The 19,716-nt window shown below is 41.1% G+C and carries 16 protein-coding genes; 4 read left to right on the top strand and 12 right to left on the bottom strand.

The genetic code is table 11. The features are described 5' to 3' along the window. Nucleotides 1-26: 26 nt before the first annotated feature. Nucleotides 27-3,188, bottom strand: a complete 3,162-nt coding sequence (locus tag I5349_RS04815; RefSeq protein ID WP_226389608.1) for an AsmA family protein — start codon at nt 3,186-3,188, stop codon at nt 27-29. A 162-nt stretch (nt 3,189-3,350) separates the two neighbouring features. Here I5349_RS04815 and I5349_RS04810 point away from each other — a divergent pair, with 162 nt between their 5' ends. Both I5349_RS04810 and I5349_RS04805 read left to right on the top strand, forming a co-directional pair. After that, complete coding sequence (locus I5349_RS04810; RefSeq protein ID WP_226389607.1) at nt 3,351-3,869, top strand: hypothetical protein; 519 nt, start codon at nt 3,351-3,353, stop codon at nt 3,867-3,869. Nucleotides 3,870-3,893: 24 nt separating this feature from the next. After that, entirely contained in the window at nt 3,894-5,093 is a 1,200-nt protein-coding gene (locus tag I5349_RS04805; protein ID WP_226389606.1) for a GAF domain-containing sensor histidine kinase, read from the top strand. 50 nt (nt 5,094-5,143) lie between these two features. Here the strand turns inward: I5349_RS04805 and I5349_RS04800 are convergent, their stop codons facing one another. The 9 genes from I5349_RS04800 to I5349_RS04760 form a co-directional block, all read right to left on the bottom strand. Then, nucleotides 5,144-6,310, bottom strand: coding sequence for a DUF4221 family protein (locus tag I5349_RS04800; protein ID WP_226389605.1), 1,167 nt, complete (start codon nt 6,308-6,310; stop codon nt 5,144-5,146). A 127-nt stretch (nt 6,311-6,437) separates the two neighbouring features. Beyond that, on the bottom strand, nt 6,438-6,872 hold the full coding sequence (locus I5349_RS04795; protein ID WP_226389604.1) for a hypothetical protein: 435 nt from the start codon (nt 6,870-6,872) through the stop codon (nt 6,438-6,440). A 26-nt stretch (nt 6,873-6,898) separates the two neighbouring features. Then, nucleotides 6,899-8,926: an excinuclease ABC subunit UvrB gene (gene uvrB / locus I5349_RS04790; RefSeq protein ID WP_226389603.1), complete on the bottom strand. Its 2,028-nt coding sequence runs from the start codon at nt 8,924-8,926 to the stop codon at nt 6,899-6,901. 64 nt (nt 8,927-8,990) lie between these two features. Beyond that, complete coding sequence (locus I5349_RS04785) at nt 8,991-9,737, bottom strand: shikimate dehydrogenase family protein (RefSeq protein WP_226389602.1); 747 nt, start codon at nt 9,735-9,737, stop codon at nt 8,991-8,993. 4 nt (nt 9,738-9,741) lie between these two features. After that, complete coding sequence (locus tag I5349_RS04780) at nt 9,742-10,677, bottom strand: polyprenyl-phosphate transporter (RefSeq protein WP_226389601.1); 936 nt, start codon at nt 10,675-10,677, stop codon at nt 9,742-9,744. 66 nt (nt 10,678-10,743) lie between these two features. After that, nucleotides 10,744-11,511: a phosphosulfolactate synthase gene (locus tag I5349_RS04775; RefSeq protein WP_226389600.1), complete on the bottom strand. Its 768-nt coding sequence runs from the start codon at nt 11,509-11,511 to the stop codon at nt 10,744-10,746. A 75-nt stretch (nt 11,512-11,586) separates the two neighbouring features. Next, nucleotides 11,587-12,993 (bottom strand): tetratricopeptide repeat protein, encoded by a 1,407-nt coding sequence (locus I5349_RS04770; protein ID WP_226389599.1) that lies wholly within the window; start codon nt 12,991-12,993, stop codon nt 11,587-11,589. A gap of 127 nt (nt 12,994-13,120) precedes the next feature. Continuing rightward, nucleotides 13,121-14,092 (bottom strand): NAD-dependent epimerase/dehydratase family protein, encoded by a 972-nt coding sequence (locus I5349_RS04765; protein WP_226389598.1) that lies wholly within the window; start codon nt 14,090-14,092, stop codon nt 13,121-13,123. A gap of 5 nt (nt 14,093-14,097) precedes the next feature. Continuing rightward, a complete protein-coding gene (locus I5349_RS04760) occupies nt 14,098-14,844 on the bottom strand; it encodes a tyrosine-protein phosphatase (RefSeq protein ID WP_226389597.1) in 747 nt (248 codons plus the stop codon). A gap of 143 nt (nt 14,845-14,987) precedes the next feature. On the opposite strand from I5349_RS04760, the gene I5349_RS04755 reads away from it, so the two are divergent. Both I5349_RS04755 and hflX read left to right on the top strand, forming a co-directional pair. Further along, a complete protein-coding gene (locus tag I5349_RS04755) occupies nt 14,988-15,620 on the top strand; it encodes a c-type cytochrome (RefSeq protein WP_226389596.1) in 633 nt (210 codons plus the stop codon). Continuing rightward, nucleotides 15,598-16,839 (top strand): GTPase HflX, encoded by a 1,242-nt coding sequence (gene hflX / locus I5349_RS04750; RefSeq protein ID WP_438865894.1) that lies wholly within the window; start codon nt 15,598-15,600, stop codon nt 16,837-16,839. Before I5349_RS04755 ends, hflX begins: the two co-directional genes overlap by 23 nt. A 72-nt stretch (nt 16,840-16,911) precedes the next feature. Here hflX and I5349_RS04745 read toward each other — a convergent pair whose 3' ends face one another. Both I5349_RS04745 and I5349_RS04740 read right to left on the bottom strand, forming a co-directional pair. Further along, complete coding sequence (locus tag I5349_RS04745; protein WP_226389594.1) at nt 16,912-18,399, bottom strand: sodium:proton antiporter; 1,488 nt, start codon at nt 18,397-18,399, stop codon at nt 16,912-16,914. 70 nt (nt 18,400-18,469) lie between these two features. Next, a complete protein-coding gene (locus I5349_RS04740) occupies nt 18,470-19,699 on the bottom strand; it encodes a Glu/Leu/Phe/Val dehydrogenase dimerization domain-containing protein (protein WP_226389593.1) in 1,230 nt (409 codons plus the stop codon). Nucleotides 19,700-19,716 lie beyond the last annotated feature (17 nt).

Genomic DNA, 19,716 nt, shown 5'->3' with positions numbered 1-19,716 from the left:
TCCATCAGCCAAATCGGCTGATGGATTTATTTTTTACTGAGATTTTTGTCTTTGCCCAGTGAGATCTTGTAGTCATCGAGATTTCCAGAGATGTTGATATTGAGGAAACGTACACGTTTGTCTGTATCTCTATACACGATAGCATCCTCCTGATCTGGATCTACTTCTTCTTTGTTTTTACCCCCAAAGAGCGATTTGAAGCCCACTTGTGTGACGAGGCCCAGCGGGACTCGTACGAAATAGTCCATGTTGAGATCTAGGCCTTGTTTACCTGAAAGCTCTATGAAGCCGATACTAGAGTTGATATTCATACTTGGAATGTACAAGATGCCATCTCTTAGATCAAACTCATTGCTCAAAGTATCAAAGCGGACAAGGCTGAGATTTTTGTCTTGGAAGTAGCTAGACATGGCCTGTATCGGGGCGAAGTTGACAAGACTACCATTATATACGGCCAGTTTCATATTAGCTTCACTTTTCTCTATGATCGGAGTGAAGTCTGGATGCACTAGAAACTTGCTCTCTATCGTACCACTGACTTTTCCATGGAGGTTTTCATTGATCAGGTAGTCTTGGCCGAAGTTTTCAAACTTGATCAAGAGCTTGTCTATATCCAGTTTGTCTGCCTTCATGGTACTGCTGAAGTAGATATTTTTAGGGTCTGAGCCATTGAAGTAGCCACTAACTCCTAGTGAACCGTCAGCGGCTCTCAGTGAGAGCGTATCGAGGTAGAGATAGTGATTCTCAGTGATGCGACCATTTCCTTTGAAGTCTTCAAGCCAAAAAGTATGGTAGTTCATTTTGCCGATATCCGCAGAGAAGCGCATGTCAGTAAAAGGAATATCAAATAAATTAAATGCTTCCTCATGGTTGACTGGCTCTGCAGGGCTAGCATTGTAGTTCATCAGCGCATCGAGGTCTAAGGCATTGGAAGTCAGGGTGAAGAAATTATCACGTTTCTTGATAGTAGGATCATCGCCTGTATAATAAGCCAGATTGATTTTGAAATCACTGCGACCCATTTTACCAGAGAAGTTTTCTACTTGTACATGCTCATCTTCATAGTGAAATCTGCCCTTAAACTGCTCTAGCTTTAGTGGGTGAATCTTGAGTCTAGCGTCCAGATTATCCAAATAAAGATCGGCTGATTTGAAGAGGCTGTCATAGTGCAAGTCTAGTCTACCGTGGATTTTTAGGTCACGAATCTCTTCATCTGCATAGCTTGCAGGCACATATTGTACTCCATCATAAGAGAGTAGATCAGCTGGATGGATGTAGTTAGACACAAGGTCAAACTCAAGCTTAGTATCTCCCTTTTTGACATCTTGGAACCACTTAGGATAATTGGCTAGAGAACCAGTAAAGTGAAAGTCTGTCTGATCGATCTCGCCTGTAAAGTCTATCAATCTAAAGTCGGTCTCCGTGATGATCACATCCGCATGAAAGTCATGGAAGGTATGCGCATAATTTTTCAACTTGGCATAGAAGTCCTCTATGAAGAATTCCCCCTTTGGTAGGTACTTGTAGTTGGTCAATTGATCTGCTGTAGTCTCGAATGCCAGCTTGATATTAAAGTCAGTGATCACTTCATCTGTAGCAGATGTGGTGTCATAAGAAGTCAGCTCTCTGAGGTCTATTTGTTTGGATCTGGCATTCAGACTAGCTCTTACGGGCTTTTCAAACCCATGAAAGACGGCAGGAAAATCACTCAACATACCATCGAACTTGAAGTCTGAACCTGCTATGCTGAAGTTTAGAGAATCTAATCGGATACGACCATTTTCCATTTCTGCATGACCATTCGCATTGGTGATAGCATGTGGATAGCCGGGGACTAAAAAGCTCAGGTTTTTGATCGTGAGCTCACTGTCTATGCCCTCCTTGAGTTGCGCGAGGTTTTGAGAAGGCATCTCTAAGTCTACAAGTTCATCAAAGTCCATATCGATGATGATTTGTCCTTTGAGTCTTTGTAAGCCTTCTATTTCAAAAAACTCTCCTAAGAACTCCAAATCTAAGTCTGCATTGAGGTTGACTTTGATGTAAGGATCCTCAAAATTTCTGACCATTAGCGTACCTTGGAAGATACCCTCTTCTGGCTTGGCATAGAAGTTTTGGAGGATGAGTTGTGAGGACTGAAGGCTGCGTTCTTCCCCATTGGTATAGAAGCCCGCGAAGCGCAATTGGTCTACTTTTTTATTTACATCAGTATTAAGGAAATAGGCGTCTTCACAGCCAAATTCCACATTGATGGCGGGTGTATTTCCATTGGCGGCTTTCCCTTTTATACTGCCTTGAAAGAAGATTTCTCCTTCATTTTGGTAGTCTTTAAGTGCTTGACCCACTTCATTAGGTGCAAATGCCGCAAAGACACTAAAGTCTGGCTTTTCTCCATAGATCTTGAGATCTGTATCTAAGTCGTCATCGATATCTACTGTTCCCTCTAGGGTGAAAAAGGCCTCTTCTAGTTTGAGTTTGCTTGGCGATACAAATAATTTTTGTTCTGCTTTATTGTAATCTAGTTGTAGATTCAACTCCACGTGTTTATCCGCAAAAAAGGTGTGTTGGCCGTCTTGGTCTATGTCAAAAATCATCTTGTTCATGATATCCATGAAGATGTGATCTTCTGCCACTCTTAATGCAAGGGTAGTTTCCTCGATATGGGCTACTATATCTTTTCCTGTACCTAGGTCTTTATAGATGAATTCAAAATCTTTAAGTTGAAACTCTTTTAAGTCAAAGTAAAACTCTTCAGATTCCTCAGTGGTGCTATCTGTTTCATTGAGTCCTTTGGCTAAGAGTAAGTTGATTTGCCCTTCTTGGTCTTTGATTACATCTAGATGACCATTTTCGATGCTGATTTTTCGGATATGATATTGACCCTTTAGCAGGTCGATGACATCAAAGCCTAAATACAGATCGTTTGCTTCATAGAGTGGCTTCGTGTTTTTTTCTTTGTTTTCATAAAAGCGAACCCCCTCTAGATCGATGGAGATGTAGGGGAAGTTAGCAAAAGGAGCGATGTGGCTATCATCTATTTCCAAAACGCCTACAAACTGCTCATTGATTGTTAGAAGGGCCTTTTGAACCAGTGATTTTTGGTTAAAGTATACTAGTGCGATCAATCCGCTGATTAAGAACACAGGGATCAAAAGTGCGATGCTGATGATTTTAAGTTTATGCTTTGCCATAAAAAGTGTAGACTAACTGCTCTCTATAATACTAGGCGCAGGAATTTTAGTTTCAAAATGTAAATATCCGAATAATTGCTGTGATAAAGTGTACTCAATGGTATAATTAACGAAAGCTTGACATGTGGTCTTGCCTAAAAAACTTATATTGAAAGAAAAAAGATGAAGCAGCTTTTATTGACATTTTTGATCATGCTAACTGGATGGGTATCTACGGCCCAGCAGGTCGAGCAAGTACGTTTTTTTGATAATCTCAAAGCCTATTGTGGAGAGACTTTTCCAGGTAAAGTGGTTCATGGTAATCCATTTCCTGGAGTGACGGACATGTCTATCACCTTTGAAGTATGTGATGAAACTGAAATAAAGATACCCTTTGTCGTAGGAGAAAATAAATCGCGCACATGGATACTCACTATGACTGCTGATGGGATACAGCTCAAGCATGACCACCGACATGAGGATGGCACCCCTGATCGTATCACCAATTATGGAGGGACTTCAACTGAACAGGATGAGAACAAACAAGTCTTCCCAGCCGATAGTTTTACTAAGGAATTATTACCAAGATCTACTGGTCAGATTTGGACTTTGTCTTTAGATAAAGAAAATCAAGTTTTGACTTACATGCTGCATAGTAATGGCAGACTTTATGCTCAGGTAGATTTTGATCTCAAGCGATAGCTTATAACCTCAAAAAAATCAAAAATGGCTCATCAAGCTCCCATTCCATCCAATGAATTTGATAGGATTATCAAACTCTCTGAGTTTGATCTTGACTATACCAATATTGAGAGTAATTTCAAGGATCTCAACCGTCTAGCAGCTAAAGTGGCGGGGGTAGAGGTCTCCTTAGTCAACCTGATAGATGCGTTCACTCAGTGGAGTGTATCTGGAGTAGGTGAGTTGGTAGGCCAACTGCCTAGGGAAGAATCAGTCTGTCAATATACAATCACAGAGTCAGAGAAGTTTGAGGTAAGGAATCTTGCCCAGGACATTCGGTTTAAGGATAAAAGCTATGTAACGGAAGAAAATGGTTATAGATACTACTTTGGCGTACCGCTAAAAGTAGGCAATCTACAGATAGGCGCACTATGTGTTCTAGATAGGCAAGAGCGAGAGGAGCTTTCTCCTGAGAAGGTGGAGATGCTTAAAATCATAGCTGATGAGGTAGTCAATCGTATCAAGGTGATCCATGCGATGCAAGAGTTGAGAAATAAGGTCAACCAAGCCAATCTCACGCAGAAGAAAGTAGCTCACGATATCCGCGGGCCGCTAGGAGGCATCGTAGGTCTGGCAGAGATGATCAGCGAGCAAGGCAATGAAAATAAAATGGAGGAGGTCTTGCAGTTCATCAGTTTGATCCAAAAAAGCGGTCGCTCGATCCTTGAGCTAGCCAATGAAATCCTGAGCAGTGATAAACCAAAAGTAGACTCAGGAGAGCCAAAGTCTGATCAATTTAACTTGGCGACCTTGCAAGAAAAGCTCTTACAACTTTTTGTTCCTCAGGCTAAGACCAAGCAGATTGATTTCCAAGTAGCGATCTCTACGCCAGAAGAGCATACGCCTTTTTCTAAAAATAAATTACTTCAAATCATCGGTAACTTGATCTCCAATGCTATCAAGTTCACCGAGAGCAAGGGGAAAGTCTTGGTAGACTTAAGCTTTAGACTCAATGTGCTTGTGATCAAAGTAACTGATACGGGTGTGGGTCTCTCTAAAGATAAAATAGAGGAGATCTTGGCAGGTCAAGGAAAATCTACAGCAGGGACAAGCGGGGAGAGTGGCTATGGCTTTGGTTTGACACTTGTAAAGCACTTAGTAGAAGATATCGGAGGTAATATGTCCATCGACTCTACGGAGGGTGAGGGCGCTACCTTTATCATCAAACTGCCGATCAAGCCTTAAAAGCAAAAGCCTCAGAAAATCAATTCTGAGGCTTTTTATGAGCTAATTTTTTACTTTTCTTGGATATTCATCACCACAAATCCCATCTCATCGTCAATATTGATAAAGCTGAGTAGCTTGCCATCTTTGATGAATAAGGTACTGAGATTTAAGTTTTCCGGCAGTTCTGCTGTTTCTCCTATCATGTTGAGATCCCTATCAAAGACTGTGAGGTAATAAGTATCCTTTGTTAAATCATCATTTACCTGCGTGGTAGTTTTGGCAAATCTGTAGTACACTTCTTCTGCTGGATTATAGATGGGTTTTTGAAAAGTGATCTGCTGATTTTTCTTTTTCATTTCATCAGAGAATTGTTCTTGAGATGTGATCTTAGTACTAAAGTTTACCTCTTTGGCATTTGGACTTAGCTGGCTGGTATAAGTTTTATAATATGCAGTGTCTTTTACCACATCATAGATGAGCAATTCATTCATGGCACTATTAGCGTAGATCACTCTGCTTTCTTCTACGATTGGCGTCCAACTCTCGCCAGAAGATATCATTGAAGTACCATTACCCATAGTCATGGTGAAGGTGATATTAAACTTATCTAGCTTGTCAAAATCCGCTATTGGTTTTTTGGTCAGTCTAAACTCATCTAAATCTATAAAGGCAATACCAGCAGAAGCCTCTCCACTCTTGAATTGGGTGTAATAGCGCTTCCCATCAGCTGTGAAAGCATTATTACCCGTGAGCTTTTCACCCTCAGCTAAACTATCGCCTACATAGTCATACTTGTCTTGATTTTGAGTGATGAATTCTTTGACTTTTTCTGCTTTGCTATTGAACTGATCAAAACCAAACATGGTGCTATTAAAAAATGTATTCTTATCCACTATTTTCATTCCTGTAAAGAATGGGAACGTACCAAAGATTCCATTTGGCCCCTCTTTTTCAAACTTGATCCGCTCTTTGATATTGAGTGCATCCAGATCGATGATATCTAAGTGGTGATCTAATGAATTGTAAGTGTATAGTGTGTTGTCATCATCGAAGAGCTTAGCAGAATTGAGGGAGCTTTTAAGGTCTAAAAAACTATCTCCTGCATCGATCATTAAGGTGTCCTCGATAGTTAGGGAGAACTCTTTCATCGCCCCATCCCCAGAGTCGCCATCGCTGCCACAAGCAAAAAACAAAAAGCTAGAGATTCCTAAAAGTACAGTCAAAGTTTTTTTCATGTTATCAGATTTTTATTTCATCTTGAAACTAAGAAAAAACCCTCAAATCCTTCTATTTTTTAATAAAAATTAACAAAGGAGGCTTGAATCATCAGGCCTCCTTTGCTGTAGGAAATTATATTTTAGACTAATTGATTAAGAAAGCTAGTCCAATTCGCAAACCTAGTTCTCGCTGATTCATGTAGTAATCTGCCATGCCCTCTAGTCTCAGACGATAGGAAATCGGCACTTGATATCCAGCACCTAGGGCGATATCGCTATTGTCACGCAGCAGTCCTCTAAATCTCAAGAAAAGAGGTTCTATGGGGTAAAATCTAGAACCAATGATAATGCTGCTATTGGGTCCTTGAGACCAGAAGTCTACGCCTCCGGTAAAGGTGAAATTACTGGTCACGAAGTAGTTACCTTCTAATCCAAATTGGACTTTATCGGCTATGCCAGTATTGTCTGTTTTGTAGACATCTAGGCCACTAGAAATCAAAAAGCTGCCAGAAGACTGCGCAAAGACAGCTGGACTGATTATTAAAATAACCAGTAAAGTTGTTAGGATGTACTTTTTCATAAATAATGGTTTGGTTTGTAAGATGATCAGTCCATCTCTTTGAGTCGCTCTTTGAGCGCTTCCCACTCATCTCTTAATCTGGCAGCTTCCATGAAGTTGAGTTCTTTGGCCGCTTTCTCCATGAGTTTTTGTGTTTGGCCGATCATCTTTTGTATTTGATCCTTGTTCAAATACTGTACCACAGGATCAGCCGCGAGCCTATCTTTAGAACTTTGTACGGTATCATAGGACTTGACACCTTTTTTGCTGTCGGCAACTTTAGTTTGAGACATGATGGCTTCTTTGTTTCTGCCTACTGTAGTAGGTGTGATGCCATGTTGCTCATTGTATTCGATTTGTATGCTTCGTCTTCGATTGGTCTCATCTATGGCCATTTGCATAGAGCCAGTGATTTTATCAGCATACATGATCACCATCCCGTTTTCATTACGAGCGGCACGACCTATAGTCTGGACTAGCGAGCGCTCATTTCTCAAAAAACCTTCTTTATCGGCATCTAAGATCGCCACTAGAGATACTTCAGGAAGGTCAAGTCCTTCACGAAGGAGATTGACTCCAATGAGTACATCGAAGATTCCTAGTCTTAGTTCGCGGAGGATTTCCACTCTATCTAGTGGCTTCACCTCAGAGTGAATGTAGCGGCAACGCACGCCTGCTCTATCAAGGAATTTATTCAGTTCCTCGGCCATTCGTTTGGTGAGTGTAGTGACTAGTACACGTTCATCTTTTTTGACGCGCTCATCTATTTCGTCCATGAGGTCATCGATCTGATTGAGGCTAGGGCGTACTTCTATGATCGGATCGAGTAGACCTGTTGGTCGGATGATTTGCTCTACCACCTCTCCACCAGTTTTAGATAGTTCATAATCTGCTGGTGTAGCACTAACATAGAGGACTTGATTGGTCATCATCTCAAACTCATCAAATTTAAGGGGACGATTATCTAAAGCAGATGGCAGTCTAAAGCCATACTCGACAAGGTTGACTTTTCTAGAGCGGTCTCCTCCCCACATTGCACGAACTTGAGAGACAGTCACGTGACTCTCATCGATCATGAGTAAGTAGTCTTCGGGAAAGTAATCGAGCAAACAGAATGGTCTTGAACCAGGAGTTCTTCTATCAAAATAGCGGGAATAGTTTTCTACTCCAGAGCAGTAGCCCAGCTCACGAATCATCTCTAGGTCAAATTCTGTGCGTTCTTTGAGTCGCTTGGCTTCGATGAATTTGAGGTCTTTTTCGAAAAAGCTCAACTGCGAAACGAGGTCATCTTGTATTTCATGAATAGCTGTTTCTATCACATCTCTGCCCGTCACAAAAAGGTTAGCAGGGAAGATGGTGATTATTTTTTCATCGGATATTTTTTTACCAGAAGCAGGATCTACACGCTGGATAGCCTCTATCTCATCCCCCCAGAAGAAGATACGATAAGCAAAGTCTGCATAGGCAACAAATACGTCTACTGTATCCCCCTTCACGCGGAAGTTTCCGTGTTTAAATTCTGCATCGGATCTGCTGTAAAGAATATCGACTAGCCTAAAGAGTAATTGATTTCTTGGGATACGATCTCCCTCTTGTAGCTTGATGACATTTTTGCCAAATTCCTCTGGATTGCCAATACCATAGATACAGGAAACTGAAGCCACTACGATGACATCTCTTCTGCCAGAAAGCAGGGCCGAGGTAGCACTCAAGCGAAGTTTTTCTATTTCTTCATTGATCGAGAGGTCCTTTTCGATGTAGGTATTTGATCCTGGAATATAAGCTTCAGGCTGATAGTAGTCGTAGTAGGAAATAAAATACTCTACGGCATTTTCTGGGAAAAACTGTTTGAACTCTCCGTAAAGCTGTGCAGCCAATGTCTTATTGTGACAAAGCACAAGCGTAGGTCGCTGCGTCTGCGCGATCACGTTGGCCATAGTAAAAGTCTTTCCAGAACCAGTGACACCAAGAAGTACTTGAGCAGGTTCGCCACTATTGACCCCATCGACCAGTTTCGCTATGGCTTGAGGCTGGTCTCCTGTAGGCTTGTATGATGACTGTAATTTGAATTCCATGGGAAGCTTTTATCGTAAACTACTTAACAACTTGAAAGCCATAAAAGGTTTATAAGGAGCAAAACTAATCCATATCTGATTGCCATATCTCCCATGATTTTTCTGCTTGGAGATAGAGCATTTCTAGACCATTTTTTACTTTTCCGCCTTTGACGCTGATTTTTCTCATAAAGTAAGTTTCCTCAGGATTGTAAATCAAGTCATATCCATAATGCTCTGAGGTGACTAAGTCATAAGGAAGGTCAGGCCCTAGATGGACGTCAGGCTGCATGCCGAGTGGAGTGCAGTTGATCAGGAGCTGATGTGTCTCTAGCCAATGAGGCTCAGTGTGAAGTGTTTCGTAAGTGATCTGTCCTGAGTGAGGTGTTCTGCTGACAATTTGATAAGGGATTTTGAGATCATCTAGTGCGACCATTACTGCTTTGGCAGCGCCTCCATTTCCCAGCATGAGTGCTTTTATATCTGTATGAGGAAGCCATGCTTTGAGGGAGTTTTTAAATCCGAAATAATCAGAATTAAATCCTTTGAGCTGACCATTTTCGATCTTAATGACATTCACAGCACCGATTTTTCGGGCGCTTTCATCTAGTTGATCCAAAAAAGGGATAACCTGCTCTTTGTAAGGCTTGGTGACATTGAGGCCAACTAGATCGGGGTGATTAGTGATTAGCTGTTTGATTTCAGCGATATCTTTGATTTCAAATAGCTCATAAAGGGCATTTTCTATCCCTTCCTTGTAAAACTTCTCCGTGAAGTAGTTTTGTGAGAAGGAGTATTTCACTGGAAAACCGATCAGCCCATATCGCTTCATATTGTTAGTCTCTTTTAAGATAGTGAGCGGCTAGCTCCAAACCGATCACGATCAAAATGCCTAAAAGAAAGAAAAGTAATGCACCTAAGATATGAGGGTCTTCTCCTGTGATACTTAGATAGTCTGTAGGCAAGATATTTTCAGTCAAAAATGGCTTTTGCTCACCAGCACTATTGGTTCTAAACTCTAATACTCGTTTCCAAGGCCAGATTTTATTTAAAGAACCAATCATAAAACCTGCTAATAAGGCAATGGTGACAGTTTTAAATTTGTCAAATAGAAAAGAAATCACACGAGCAAATGACAAAAGACCAGCGATACAGCCAAGCCCAAATACGATGATGACTGGTATGTCAACTGTATCCAGGGCATTGAGTATGTACTCATACTTGCTCATCAGTAATAGGATGAAGGAGCCTGAAATGCCTGGAAGTATCATGGCACAAATGGCTACAGCTCCAGCGATGAAGATAAACCACAGACCTTCTGGGGATTGAGAAGGGGTGCTTTCTGTGATAAAGTAGGCGACCGCTATGCCGATCAGCAGAGAAAAAATTTCTTTGACACGCCACTTGTAGACTGTCCTAGCAACTTGAAGCGCTGAGATGATGATCAAGCCAAAGAAAAACGCCCAAACTTGAATTGGATATTGGTCAAGAAGGTAGACGATGAGTTTGGCTAATGACAAAATACTGGTGAATATACCTGCTAACAATGTGAGCAGAAAAGCTCCATTAACATGTAGCCAAAGTGCTTTAAACTCAAATCTCCTGAGATGATTCAAAGCAGTCAAGTCAAATGATTTGATACTCTTCAATAAAGTCTCATAGATGCCTGTGATGAAAGCAATCGTGCCTCCAGAGACGCCTGGGATGACATCGGCTCCACCCATTGCTAGGCCTTTTAGATAAAGTAAAATGTAGTCTTTGAGGTGCTTCATGAAAAAGGGATTGCTTGTATTAGCCAAAAGACCAAACGTAAATAATATACGCTTGGTCTTTATAAATTACTTTTCAAGGTTTAAGAAGTGATCAAACGTATCTCCACGGAGACCAAGTCTGATGGTTTCTAGTGGGATGATTTCATTAGGAGCTATATTTCCCAAGTTTACGTTGGCTCCGATGAGTTTGATAAACCATACTTGCTGTGCTTTCTGAGGAGCTTCCCAGATGATTTTTTCTTCTGGAACTTGTGTGAGGATTTCTTCTACTAGTCCTTGACGAACTTCTCCAGAGTCTCTAAATAGACCCACATTTCCACCTTCTCTGGCTTCACCGATGACTTTCCAAGCACCCGCTTCTAGCTCCTTATTCATCTGCTGAATCCACTTATAAGGAGGGATGATCTTAGCAGCATCCTTAGACCCTACTTCGGATAGGACAGTAACTTGCTTGGCTAGTGTCTGTATATACTCACATTTAGTATCGTGATTTAAAGAGATAGACCCGTCTGATACTTCAGCAAAGGTCATCTCAAATTCATCTAATATCCTTCTGTAATCTTCGAACTGATCTCGGATAACAAAGGCTTCAAAAAGTGTCCCACCAAAATAAGTTGGAATCCCAGCATCTCGGTAGAGTTTAAGTTTTTCTTTGAGATTAGGTGTTACATATGAGGTCGCCCAGCCTAGTTTTACGATATCTGTGTAGACTCCAGATGTCTCTATAAAGTCTTCTACTTCTCTGAGGCTTAGGCCTTTGTCCATGGCCATAGTGAATCCCTTTTCGCGTGGTTTTTGCGTGCGCTCTGGGATGTTATTCAACACGTAGTGCATATATGTCGGTTTGAATTGGTTAAAAAAGAAGTTCAAAAGTAATGCTTTTTGCCTAAAACAGAAAGCTTCACCGATTTATGAAGGATTTCTATATTGTTCTATGATTTTATAGAGTGCCTTTTGACTTTGTAGCTTGGGGAAAAAGTCATAAAGCACAATGTGGTTCTCATAGTTTAAAGTGAGTGCTTGCTCTAAAAAGTTAAAAGCTTCTTTGAATTTACCATCCTGCAATAAGTAAACGACCATGCGATAGTACAGATCGCTTTCTTCTGGGAGTTCTTCGATAGCTTCTTGTATGGTATTGATGGCTTTGTCAAAATCTCCTTGTTCACTGTAGATAAGCGACAGATTGAGCCAAATGTCTGCATCATACGGATCTAGTGCCACTGCTTCCTCATATGCCTCTATACTGCTGATGACATTACCGATTTTTAGTTCTGCTTCTGCTATGGCAGTCCAGTAGGCAGCATTTTCTGGATCTAGTTTGAGGGCTTTATTTAAGAAATGGATAGATTCATAGTACTTATCTTGTGTCAGCAAGCAACTTCCTAGGCCATACCACGCCTCATCATAAAAGGCGTCATACTTAGTGGATTTCTGATAGTATTTGATGGCTAGCTCTATTTTGCCCATTTTTTCGTAGGCAGCTGCTAAGCAGCATTGGTTTTCGGCATTAGGACCTTCACAAGTGATGGCATTTTTATAAGCATCTACCGCCTCTTCATATTTCTGTAAATTCATAAATGAATTGCCCATATTGAAGTGACCAGAAGCGAATTTCTCATCTATGAGTAAGGCATACTCATAGGCCTTAATCGCTTCTTCGAAAAGCCCGATCTTGTTGTAAATGATGCCGAGATTGTACCAAGCATTGACTGAGAAGGGATCTTTGTCTATAAACTGCTTGTAGTAGTCGATGCTGTTTTCTAGTTCACCGACCATGTCTAAACAATAAGCCAACTCGTAGAGGGCGTTTTCATTATCTAGATTATTCTCTAAGGCTGCCTTATAGCTTTCGATAGCGGGCAGATACTTTCCAGAGTGTTGGTATGCCATGCCTATCTGATAGTGAATCTCAGACGGATCTTCTACTAGTGGAAGAATTTGCTCTAGTGTTTTGACTGCTTCATCAAACTTGCCCATCAAAGAAAGAGTCGTGCCGATCATCAGACTCATATCAGTATCTCCAGGCATGAGGTTTTTGACAGTAAGCATGATCTCTAGCGCCTCATCGAGCTTATCTAGGTTGATGAGTGCTTGTGCTTTGAACATGACTAGATCATAAGAATAAGGATGACGATCTATGCCATGCTGGGCTGCTTTGAGTGCTTGCTCGAATAGACCTCTTTGAAGATAATACTCTATGATGTCCTCATACTCATTGAGGTCAAAGTAACCTTCTTCATTGGCTTCGGAGCTTCTTTCGAATCTTCTTACCAGCTCTTTTTCTTCTTCTCTTTTTCCTCTGTATTCTCCAGCCATAGCTTGTGGTCTATATCCTTCGTTTAATTTAAGGATTTATTCTATTAAATTTTTCTTGATCTGCCTAAATTATTTCAGATCGATCACCCCATCAAACAAGCAAGTGCGGATTTATGTTCGTTTGCCTTTAGCGCTCTTTTATTTCTTCACAGATCCATTGAAGACTTTCATTTAGATCACGGTATTTTAGTCCGAGGGCTGATTTAGACTTCGAGTTATCAAAATACACGTTTAGCTGGCTGAGCATAGCTGTTTCCTTAGTGACCAAAGAGGGCTTGCCTGTAAGCAGACTTTTGATGCGGAAAATTAGAAGTGCCATACTGATCATCATGTTGGATACAGGAATAGAGGGAGCTTTTTTACCTAGATGATTTGCTATACGCGCAAAAAAATCCTTATAGGTGGTCTCTCCTGCACTGATGATGTAGCGCTGTCCCCAAGTATCTGCGCTTGTGAGCCTACTGATGGCCTCAGCTACATCTCTCACATCTACATAACTGATCGTTCCAGCAGGGTAAAATTTCTGCTCTTGTTTGACATAGTCAAAGAGCTGAGAGCTGCTTTTTTCAAGCTCTCCAATACCGAGGATTACAGATGGATTGATGATGTTTACTTTTAAGCCCTCTTCACTTCCTCTCCAAGCCTCAAGTTCTGCTAAGTATTTACTTTCCGCATAGACTGTGTTGAGCGAGGATTCTTGCCATTTGTTAGACTCATTTACTGGCTCACCACTGGTATTTCTACCAACAGCGGCTATAGAACTCACATGGATGAATTTCTCTACAGAAGCTAAAAGTGCAGCATTGATTAGATTGGCTGTGCCCTCTACGTTTGTTTGGAAGATCTGCTCTTTTTCTCTTTTATCAAAAGAAACCATAGCCGCACAGTGAATCACTAAATCATGACCTGATAGCTTTTCTACCAGTGTATTGATGTCTAAAAGATCAGCTTCTACCCAGTTGATTTCATTTTGTGGATCATGTTGGTATATTTTGCTCTGAGGCCTCGCACTGGCAGTCAGTTGATGACCCTGTTGGAGCAGGATTTTGGTGGTATATTTTCCTAATAGACCCGTAGCGCCTGTGATGAATATCTTCATATACCTTATAGGCTATTGTTGAGTAGTTTTAGTTGCTGTATTTTTTTATAACTCTTTAGCTGTCCTAGCTCATGCAGCGCATCCACGTGTCTAGGTCCATGACAGTCAGTTCCTAGAAAGGAGATTAAGCCCATGTCTAAAAGCTTCTCGGACATTTTCTTCACCCCTTCTGAGTAATAGCCAGTAAAGGATAAGATATTTACTTGTAGTAAGACACCCTTTTCAACAATTTCTTCTAATATTTTGGTTTTCCCAGATAGGTAAATGTACCGCTCAGGATGTGCGAGTACTGGTTGATATCCTTTGATGGTCATTTGAAAAATCCCTTCATTGAGCAGGATGGGCTCATTCATGAATCCTGTTTCGAACAGTAAGTATTTGGGTTTTCCAAATGTAAGGATTTGCTCTGTACCGTTTAGTTTGTCTAGAAAGGTCTCATCTAGAAAGTATTCAGCAGCAGCTTCGATCGTGACGGGGAGTTGCGCTTCTGCTACCGCATCTTGTACTTCTTTTAATTTGCCTAAGATGATCTCTGGAGTATTGGGATAGTAGTCATTCAAAATATGCGGTGTAGTGATGAGTCTATCATATCCCAAGGCATGTAAGTGTCGGATAGTATCAAGTGCCTGCGCCATGTCTGCTACACCATCATCTATGCCAGGAAGCAGATGAGAGTGCATATCAGTTTGTATAAAATCAAGTCGCGTAGGTTCTTTTTGCTTTCTCTTCCCTGTGAGTCCCCAGATTTTCATGCTTGTGTTTTTTAATGATCGATAGCTTCACGCTATCTGATAACGTAGGAAAGATACGGATGACATCTCCCACTAGTTTATTTACCAATATTAATCTGTAATTTTACAGCAATCAATTAATCAACCTTTAAATATTCAAAGCCATGCAGATCGGAATGTTCCATTTACACGTTACTGTAGTTTTACTTTTTATTGTTTTCATGACTTTTAAGACACTCTTGCTAACGCTCAATAGGCTAGAGACACTTGCTAAAATCAGAGCTAAAACTAAAGTGATAGACATGATCTTGGGAGTATTAATCCTAGTTACAGGGTTTTATCTACTATCACTTTCAGGAATGGAAACTTATCTGATCGCTAAGATTGTTCTAGTCTTCCTATCTATTCCACTAGGGATAGTTGGTCTAAAGAGAGAAAAGAAGCCTTTGGCGTTACTTTCAGTCGTTTTGCTCTTGATGGCGTATGGTATGGCGGAGACTAAGAGTATCACCATGAGACCTACACCTATCACGGTAGATGTAGTAGCTGCAGAAGGTGAAGACTTGGAACTAGCAGAGGCTAAGGCGATTTATGCGCAAGCTTGCGAAAACTGTCATGGGGCAGATGGTAAGAAGGGCTTATATAAAGCGGCTGCACTAGGAGCTTCTACACTTTCTTATGATGAAAAGGTGACGATTATCACTAATGGAAAAGGCATTATGCCAAAATTTGGAAACCAACTAAGCGATCAACAAATCATGAGCTTAGTTACATATATTGAAACATTTGAAGAATAAACCAATCACATATTCAACTGCCCCAAGGCAGGAAACAGCAGTACTAGTAGCACTGATCGGTCAAAAGCAAAGTGACCGACAAGTGAGAGAATACTTAGATGAATTAGATTTTCTCTCTGAGACACTTGACTACGAAACAAAATACAAATTCACACAGCGACTAGAGCGTGCGGAAGTGAAGACCTTTGTCGGAAAAGGAAAGCTAGAGGAGATCGAAGCTTATGTCAAACACCATAGTATCGATGCAGTCATCTTTGATGATGACTTGACACCTTCTCAGCTTCGAAACTTGGAGAATTTCTTAAAGGTCAAAATCTATGATCGCTCTTTATTGATCTTGGATATTTTCCTCAAAAGAGCACAGACAGCTCAAGCCAAAACTCAAGTAGAACTGGCAAGATACCAATATATCTTGCCACGACTTACTAGGATGTGGACTCACCTTGAGCGTCAGCGTGGAGGTACGGGTACTAGAGGTGGTGCTGGTGAGAAAGAGATCGAGACAGATAAGCGAACCATTCGCCATCAAATCGATCTACTCAAAGACAAGTTGAAAAAGATCGAAAAGCAAGGGGCTACACAGCGAAAGAATAGAGAGAATATCGTAAGGGTGGCTTTGGTGGGCTATACTAACGTTGGTAAGTCTACACTTATGCGCATGCTTACTAAGGCAGACGTACTGGCTGAAAACAAGCTTTTTGCTACAGTCGATTCTACCGTCAGAAAAGTGGTGTATAATAATATTCCTTTTCTGCTTTCAGATACGGTAGGATTTATCAGAAAGCTGCCGCATCACTTGATAGAATCTTTCAAGTCTACACTTGATGAGATCACTGAGGCAGATATTTTACTCCATGTGGTAGATATCTCTCACCCAGGATTTGAAGAGCAAATAGAGATCGTCAATCAGACATTGCTGGATATCAAAGCAGCTGATAAGCCTACTTTATTGGTGTTTAATAAAATAGATTTAGTCCCTCAACCTGCTCCGAAAACAGCAGAAGAAGAAATGGAAATCATCGATGAGGAGGAAGCAGAGCATACGCTTGATTTTGAAGCTTTGAGAGCGCATTACTCTAAGAAAGCAAATCAAACAGCTGTGTTTATCTCAGCTGAGAATAGAGACAATGTAGAGGAACTGCGAGAGGTGATTTTTCAAATGGTGAAAAAGCGTCACATGCAGATTTATCCTAACTACCTCGAAGATCAGGTTTTTTAAATAGATAGGTTTATAACAAAAAAGTCCTTTCGTTCTTCCGAAAGGACTTTTTATGTTTCGTTGAATTTTTATTTAGACGAATGCAAAGAACACGAGCCAAACAAGGAATAAAATTGGCAATAAGATCGGTACGGAGAACCTGATGATGTAGCCAAAGAAAGAAGGCATTCTGATACCACTTTGCTCTGCTATAGACTTCACCATGAAGTTTGGCCCATTACCGATATAAGTCATTGCGCCAAAGAAGACTGAGGCGATCGAGATAGCCATGAGTTCAAAGGCAGAATCTAGATATTCATTATTGGCGAAAGCTCGTACTTCTGAGATATTACTGATACTAGCATCTTGAGAAGCCATCGCTGCTGCTAGGAAGTTGAGATATGTAGGGGCATTATCTAGCACACCTGATAGGATACCTGTACCCCAGTAGAGGGTATTGTGTGTGATGAGTGCTGCTCCTTCAGGAGATTTGGCAAATGCACCTACCAACTCTAATGCTGGCATCATGGTACCGAATATTCCCACAAAGATAAAGGCGACTTCTCTGATAGGCTCAAAGTTGAATTCGTTGCCTTTGAGAGCTCTTTGATTGGCAAATTTATAAGAAAAGAATGCTACTGAAAGCATGATGATTTCTCTTAAAAAGGAGAATTTCTGACCATCATAATGTATGGCAGGCACCCAATCTATCACATTAGGATCCAAGAATACTGCTCCAATGACAATAGCTAACCAACCAAAGTTTTTCATACCAACAATAGTGATTTTATTGCTGTATTTCACACCCAATTCTATCTCATTGTCTTGACTGAATTTTTTATCTAAAAAGAAGAAGAGAACAGCCATGATGATTAAGGCCATGATCCAAGGCAGGATGTTGTGCTCAAGTGTCCAGAAGAAGGGCACTCCTTTCAAAAAGCCTAAGAAAAGTGGAGGATCACCTATAGGCGTGAGCGAACCTCCTATATTACTCACCATAAAGATGAAGAAGACGATGTGATAGGCTTTGATATTGTCTTTATTTAATCGGATAAAAGGTCTGATCAAAAGCATGGATGCGCCTGTAGTTCCAATTAAATTTGATAAGATGGCTCCGATCAAGAGGATACCGACATTAGCCAGTGGAGTGGCTTTTTTATCTACTTCTATCCAAATCCCGCCCGAGGCAATGTACAAAGAAGCTAAAAGCGCGATAAACTGTACATACTCGGCTAGAGCATGTACTGGACCGTGTAAATTTTGTAAAACAAAGAGATAGTATAGGACAACTATTGCAGCTAAAGAAACAGCGACTATGGGATAGTTTTTATGCCAAAAGTGCTCATAAAAAAGAGGTCCTGTGGCAATCATCCCCAAGAGTAGTATAAAGGGTACTGTCAGCCATCCTGGAGGTTCGTGATGCGCCTCCTCAGCATGTGCCTCTTCAGATGTGGCTGATGCCTCATCTGTATGATGTTCTTGTACTGTCTCTTGTTTGAATGTATCCTCTTCGATCGTGGCAGCTTCTACAAAGGCAAAAGACTGAAACAACACAAAGAGTAGAATGAATAGCTTCTTCATCAATAGTGAATAGGTTTTACAATAAACTAGTCGGGAAGCATGTCATCTAACCGACTAGTTTCGATTATCGTCAGACTAACTGCTTTAGCGCAATCTCGAAAGAAGACTGTGCGATTTTGGTGGTTTTAGGGTTGACACCATGTGTCTTTTTCAATGCCTTCTTGATGGTATTGCTCACGTCTCTAAAGATCGCATCATCCGTGAGCTCAGCGTGATCTTGCATTAAATAAGCAAAAACTCTCGCCATACCGCAATTAGCTATAAAATCAGGAATGATCGCGATACGCTCATCTGCAAAAACACCCGTTGGACCGAAGAAGATCTCTGGATCAGCAAATGGAACGTTTGCACCGCAAGATACAACTTCCAAACTTTTTTTGATCATTCTTTCCACTTGATCTTTGGTAATCAGCCTAGAAGCAGCCGCAGGAATGAAGATTTCGGCAGGGATATCCCATATTTTTTGATTGATCTCAGCAAATGGGATCATTCCTTCAGCCACTAGCTTATTACCTTGGCGATCTGCAAAAAGCTGTTTGATCTCTGCAAGTGTGAATCCGCTCTCATTGATCAAACCACCATCTCTGTCTATGATCCCGACTATTTTAGCACCTTCTTTTGCAAGGAAGCAAGCTGCTGCAGCACCGACATTGCCCCATCCTTGGATGATGGCACGCTTTCCTTTGATATTGGAGTTATGCCATAGCTTGTAGTAGTGTCTGACACCTTCTGCTACGCCATAGCCTGTGATCATGTCCGCTACAGTATATTTTTTAGCACCGTCTAGTGTGTAGTTAGGGTCCTCTATGACTTTAGACACTCCTTGTCTCAGTTGTCCTACTTTTCGTATTCTCTGAGGCTCTGTTGCGCTAAAGTGTCCATTGACGATACCTTCTTGTGGATGCCACAGTCCATAGTTTTCAGTGATAGGGATGACCTCGTGGATTTCGTCTACATTGAGGTCTCCGCCTGTACCATAATAGTTTTTGAGAAGTGGCATCACAGCTTTGTACCATCTGTCTAGCACTCCAGCCTTTCTAGGATCACTAGGATCGAAGTTGATACCAGATTTAGCGCCTCCAATAGCAGGACCAGAAACGGTAAATTTGACTTCCATCGTTTTGGCTAGCGACTCTACTTCTCTTTTATCTAAGCCTACTCTCATGCGCGTACCACCACCAGCGGCACCCCCTCTGAGCGAGTTGATCACTACCCAGCCTTCCGCTTCTGTTTCAGCATCTTGCCACTCAAATACGACTTCAGGCCTTTTATTTTCAAATTTTGCTAATAGCTCTTTCATGGTTTGATTTATCTAAA

Origin of the sequence: Penaeicola halotolerans, assembly GCF_016464625.1 — a bacterium.
GTDB lineage: Bacteria > Bacteroidota > Bacteroidia > Cytophagales > Cyclobacteriaceae > Penaeicola > Penaeicola halotolerans.
The sequence above is the reverse complement of the archived record's forward strand: the minus strand, read 5'-3'. Positions and strand labels throughout refer to the sequence as shown.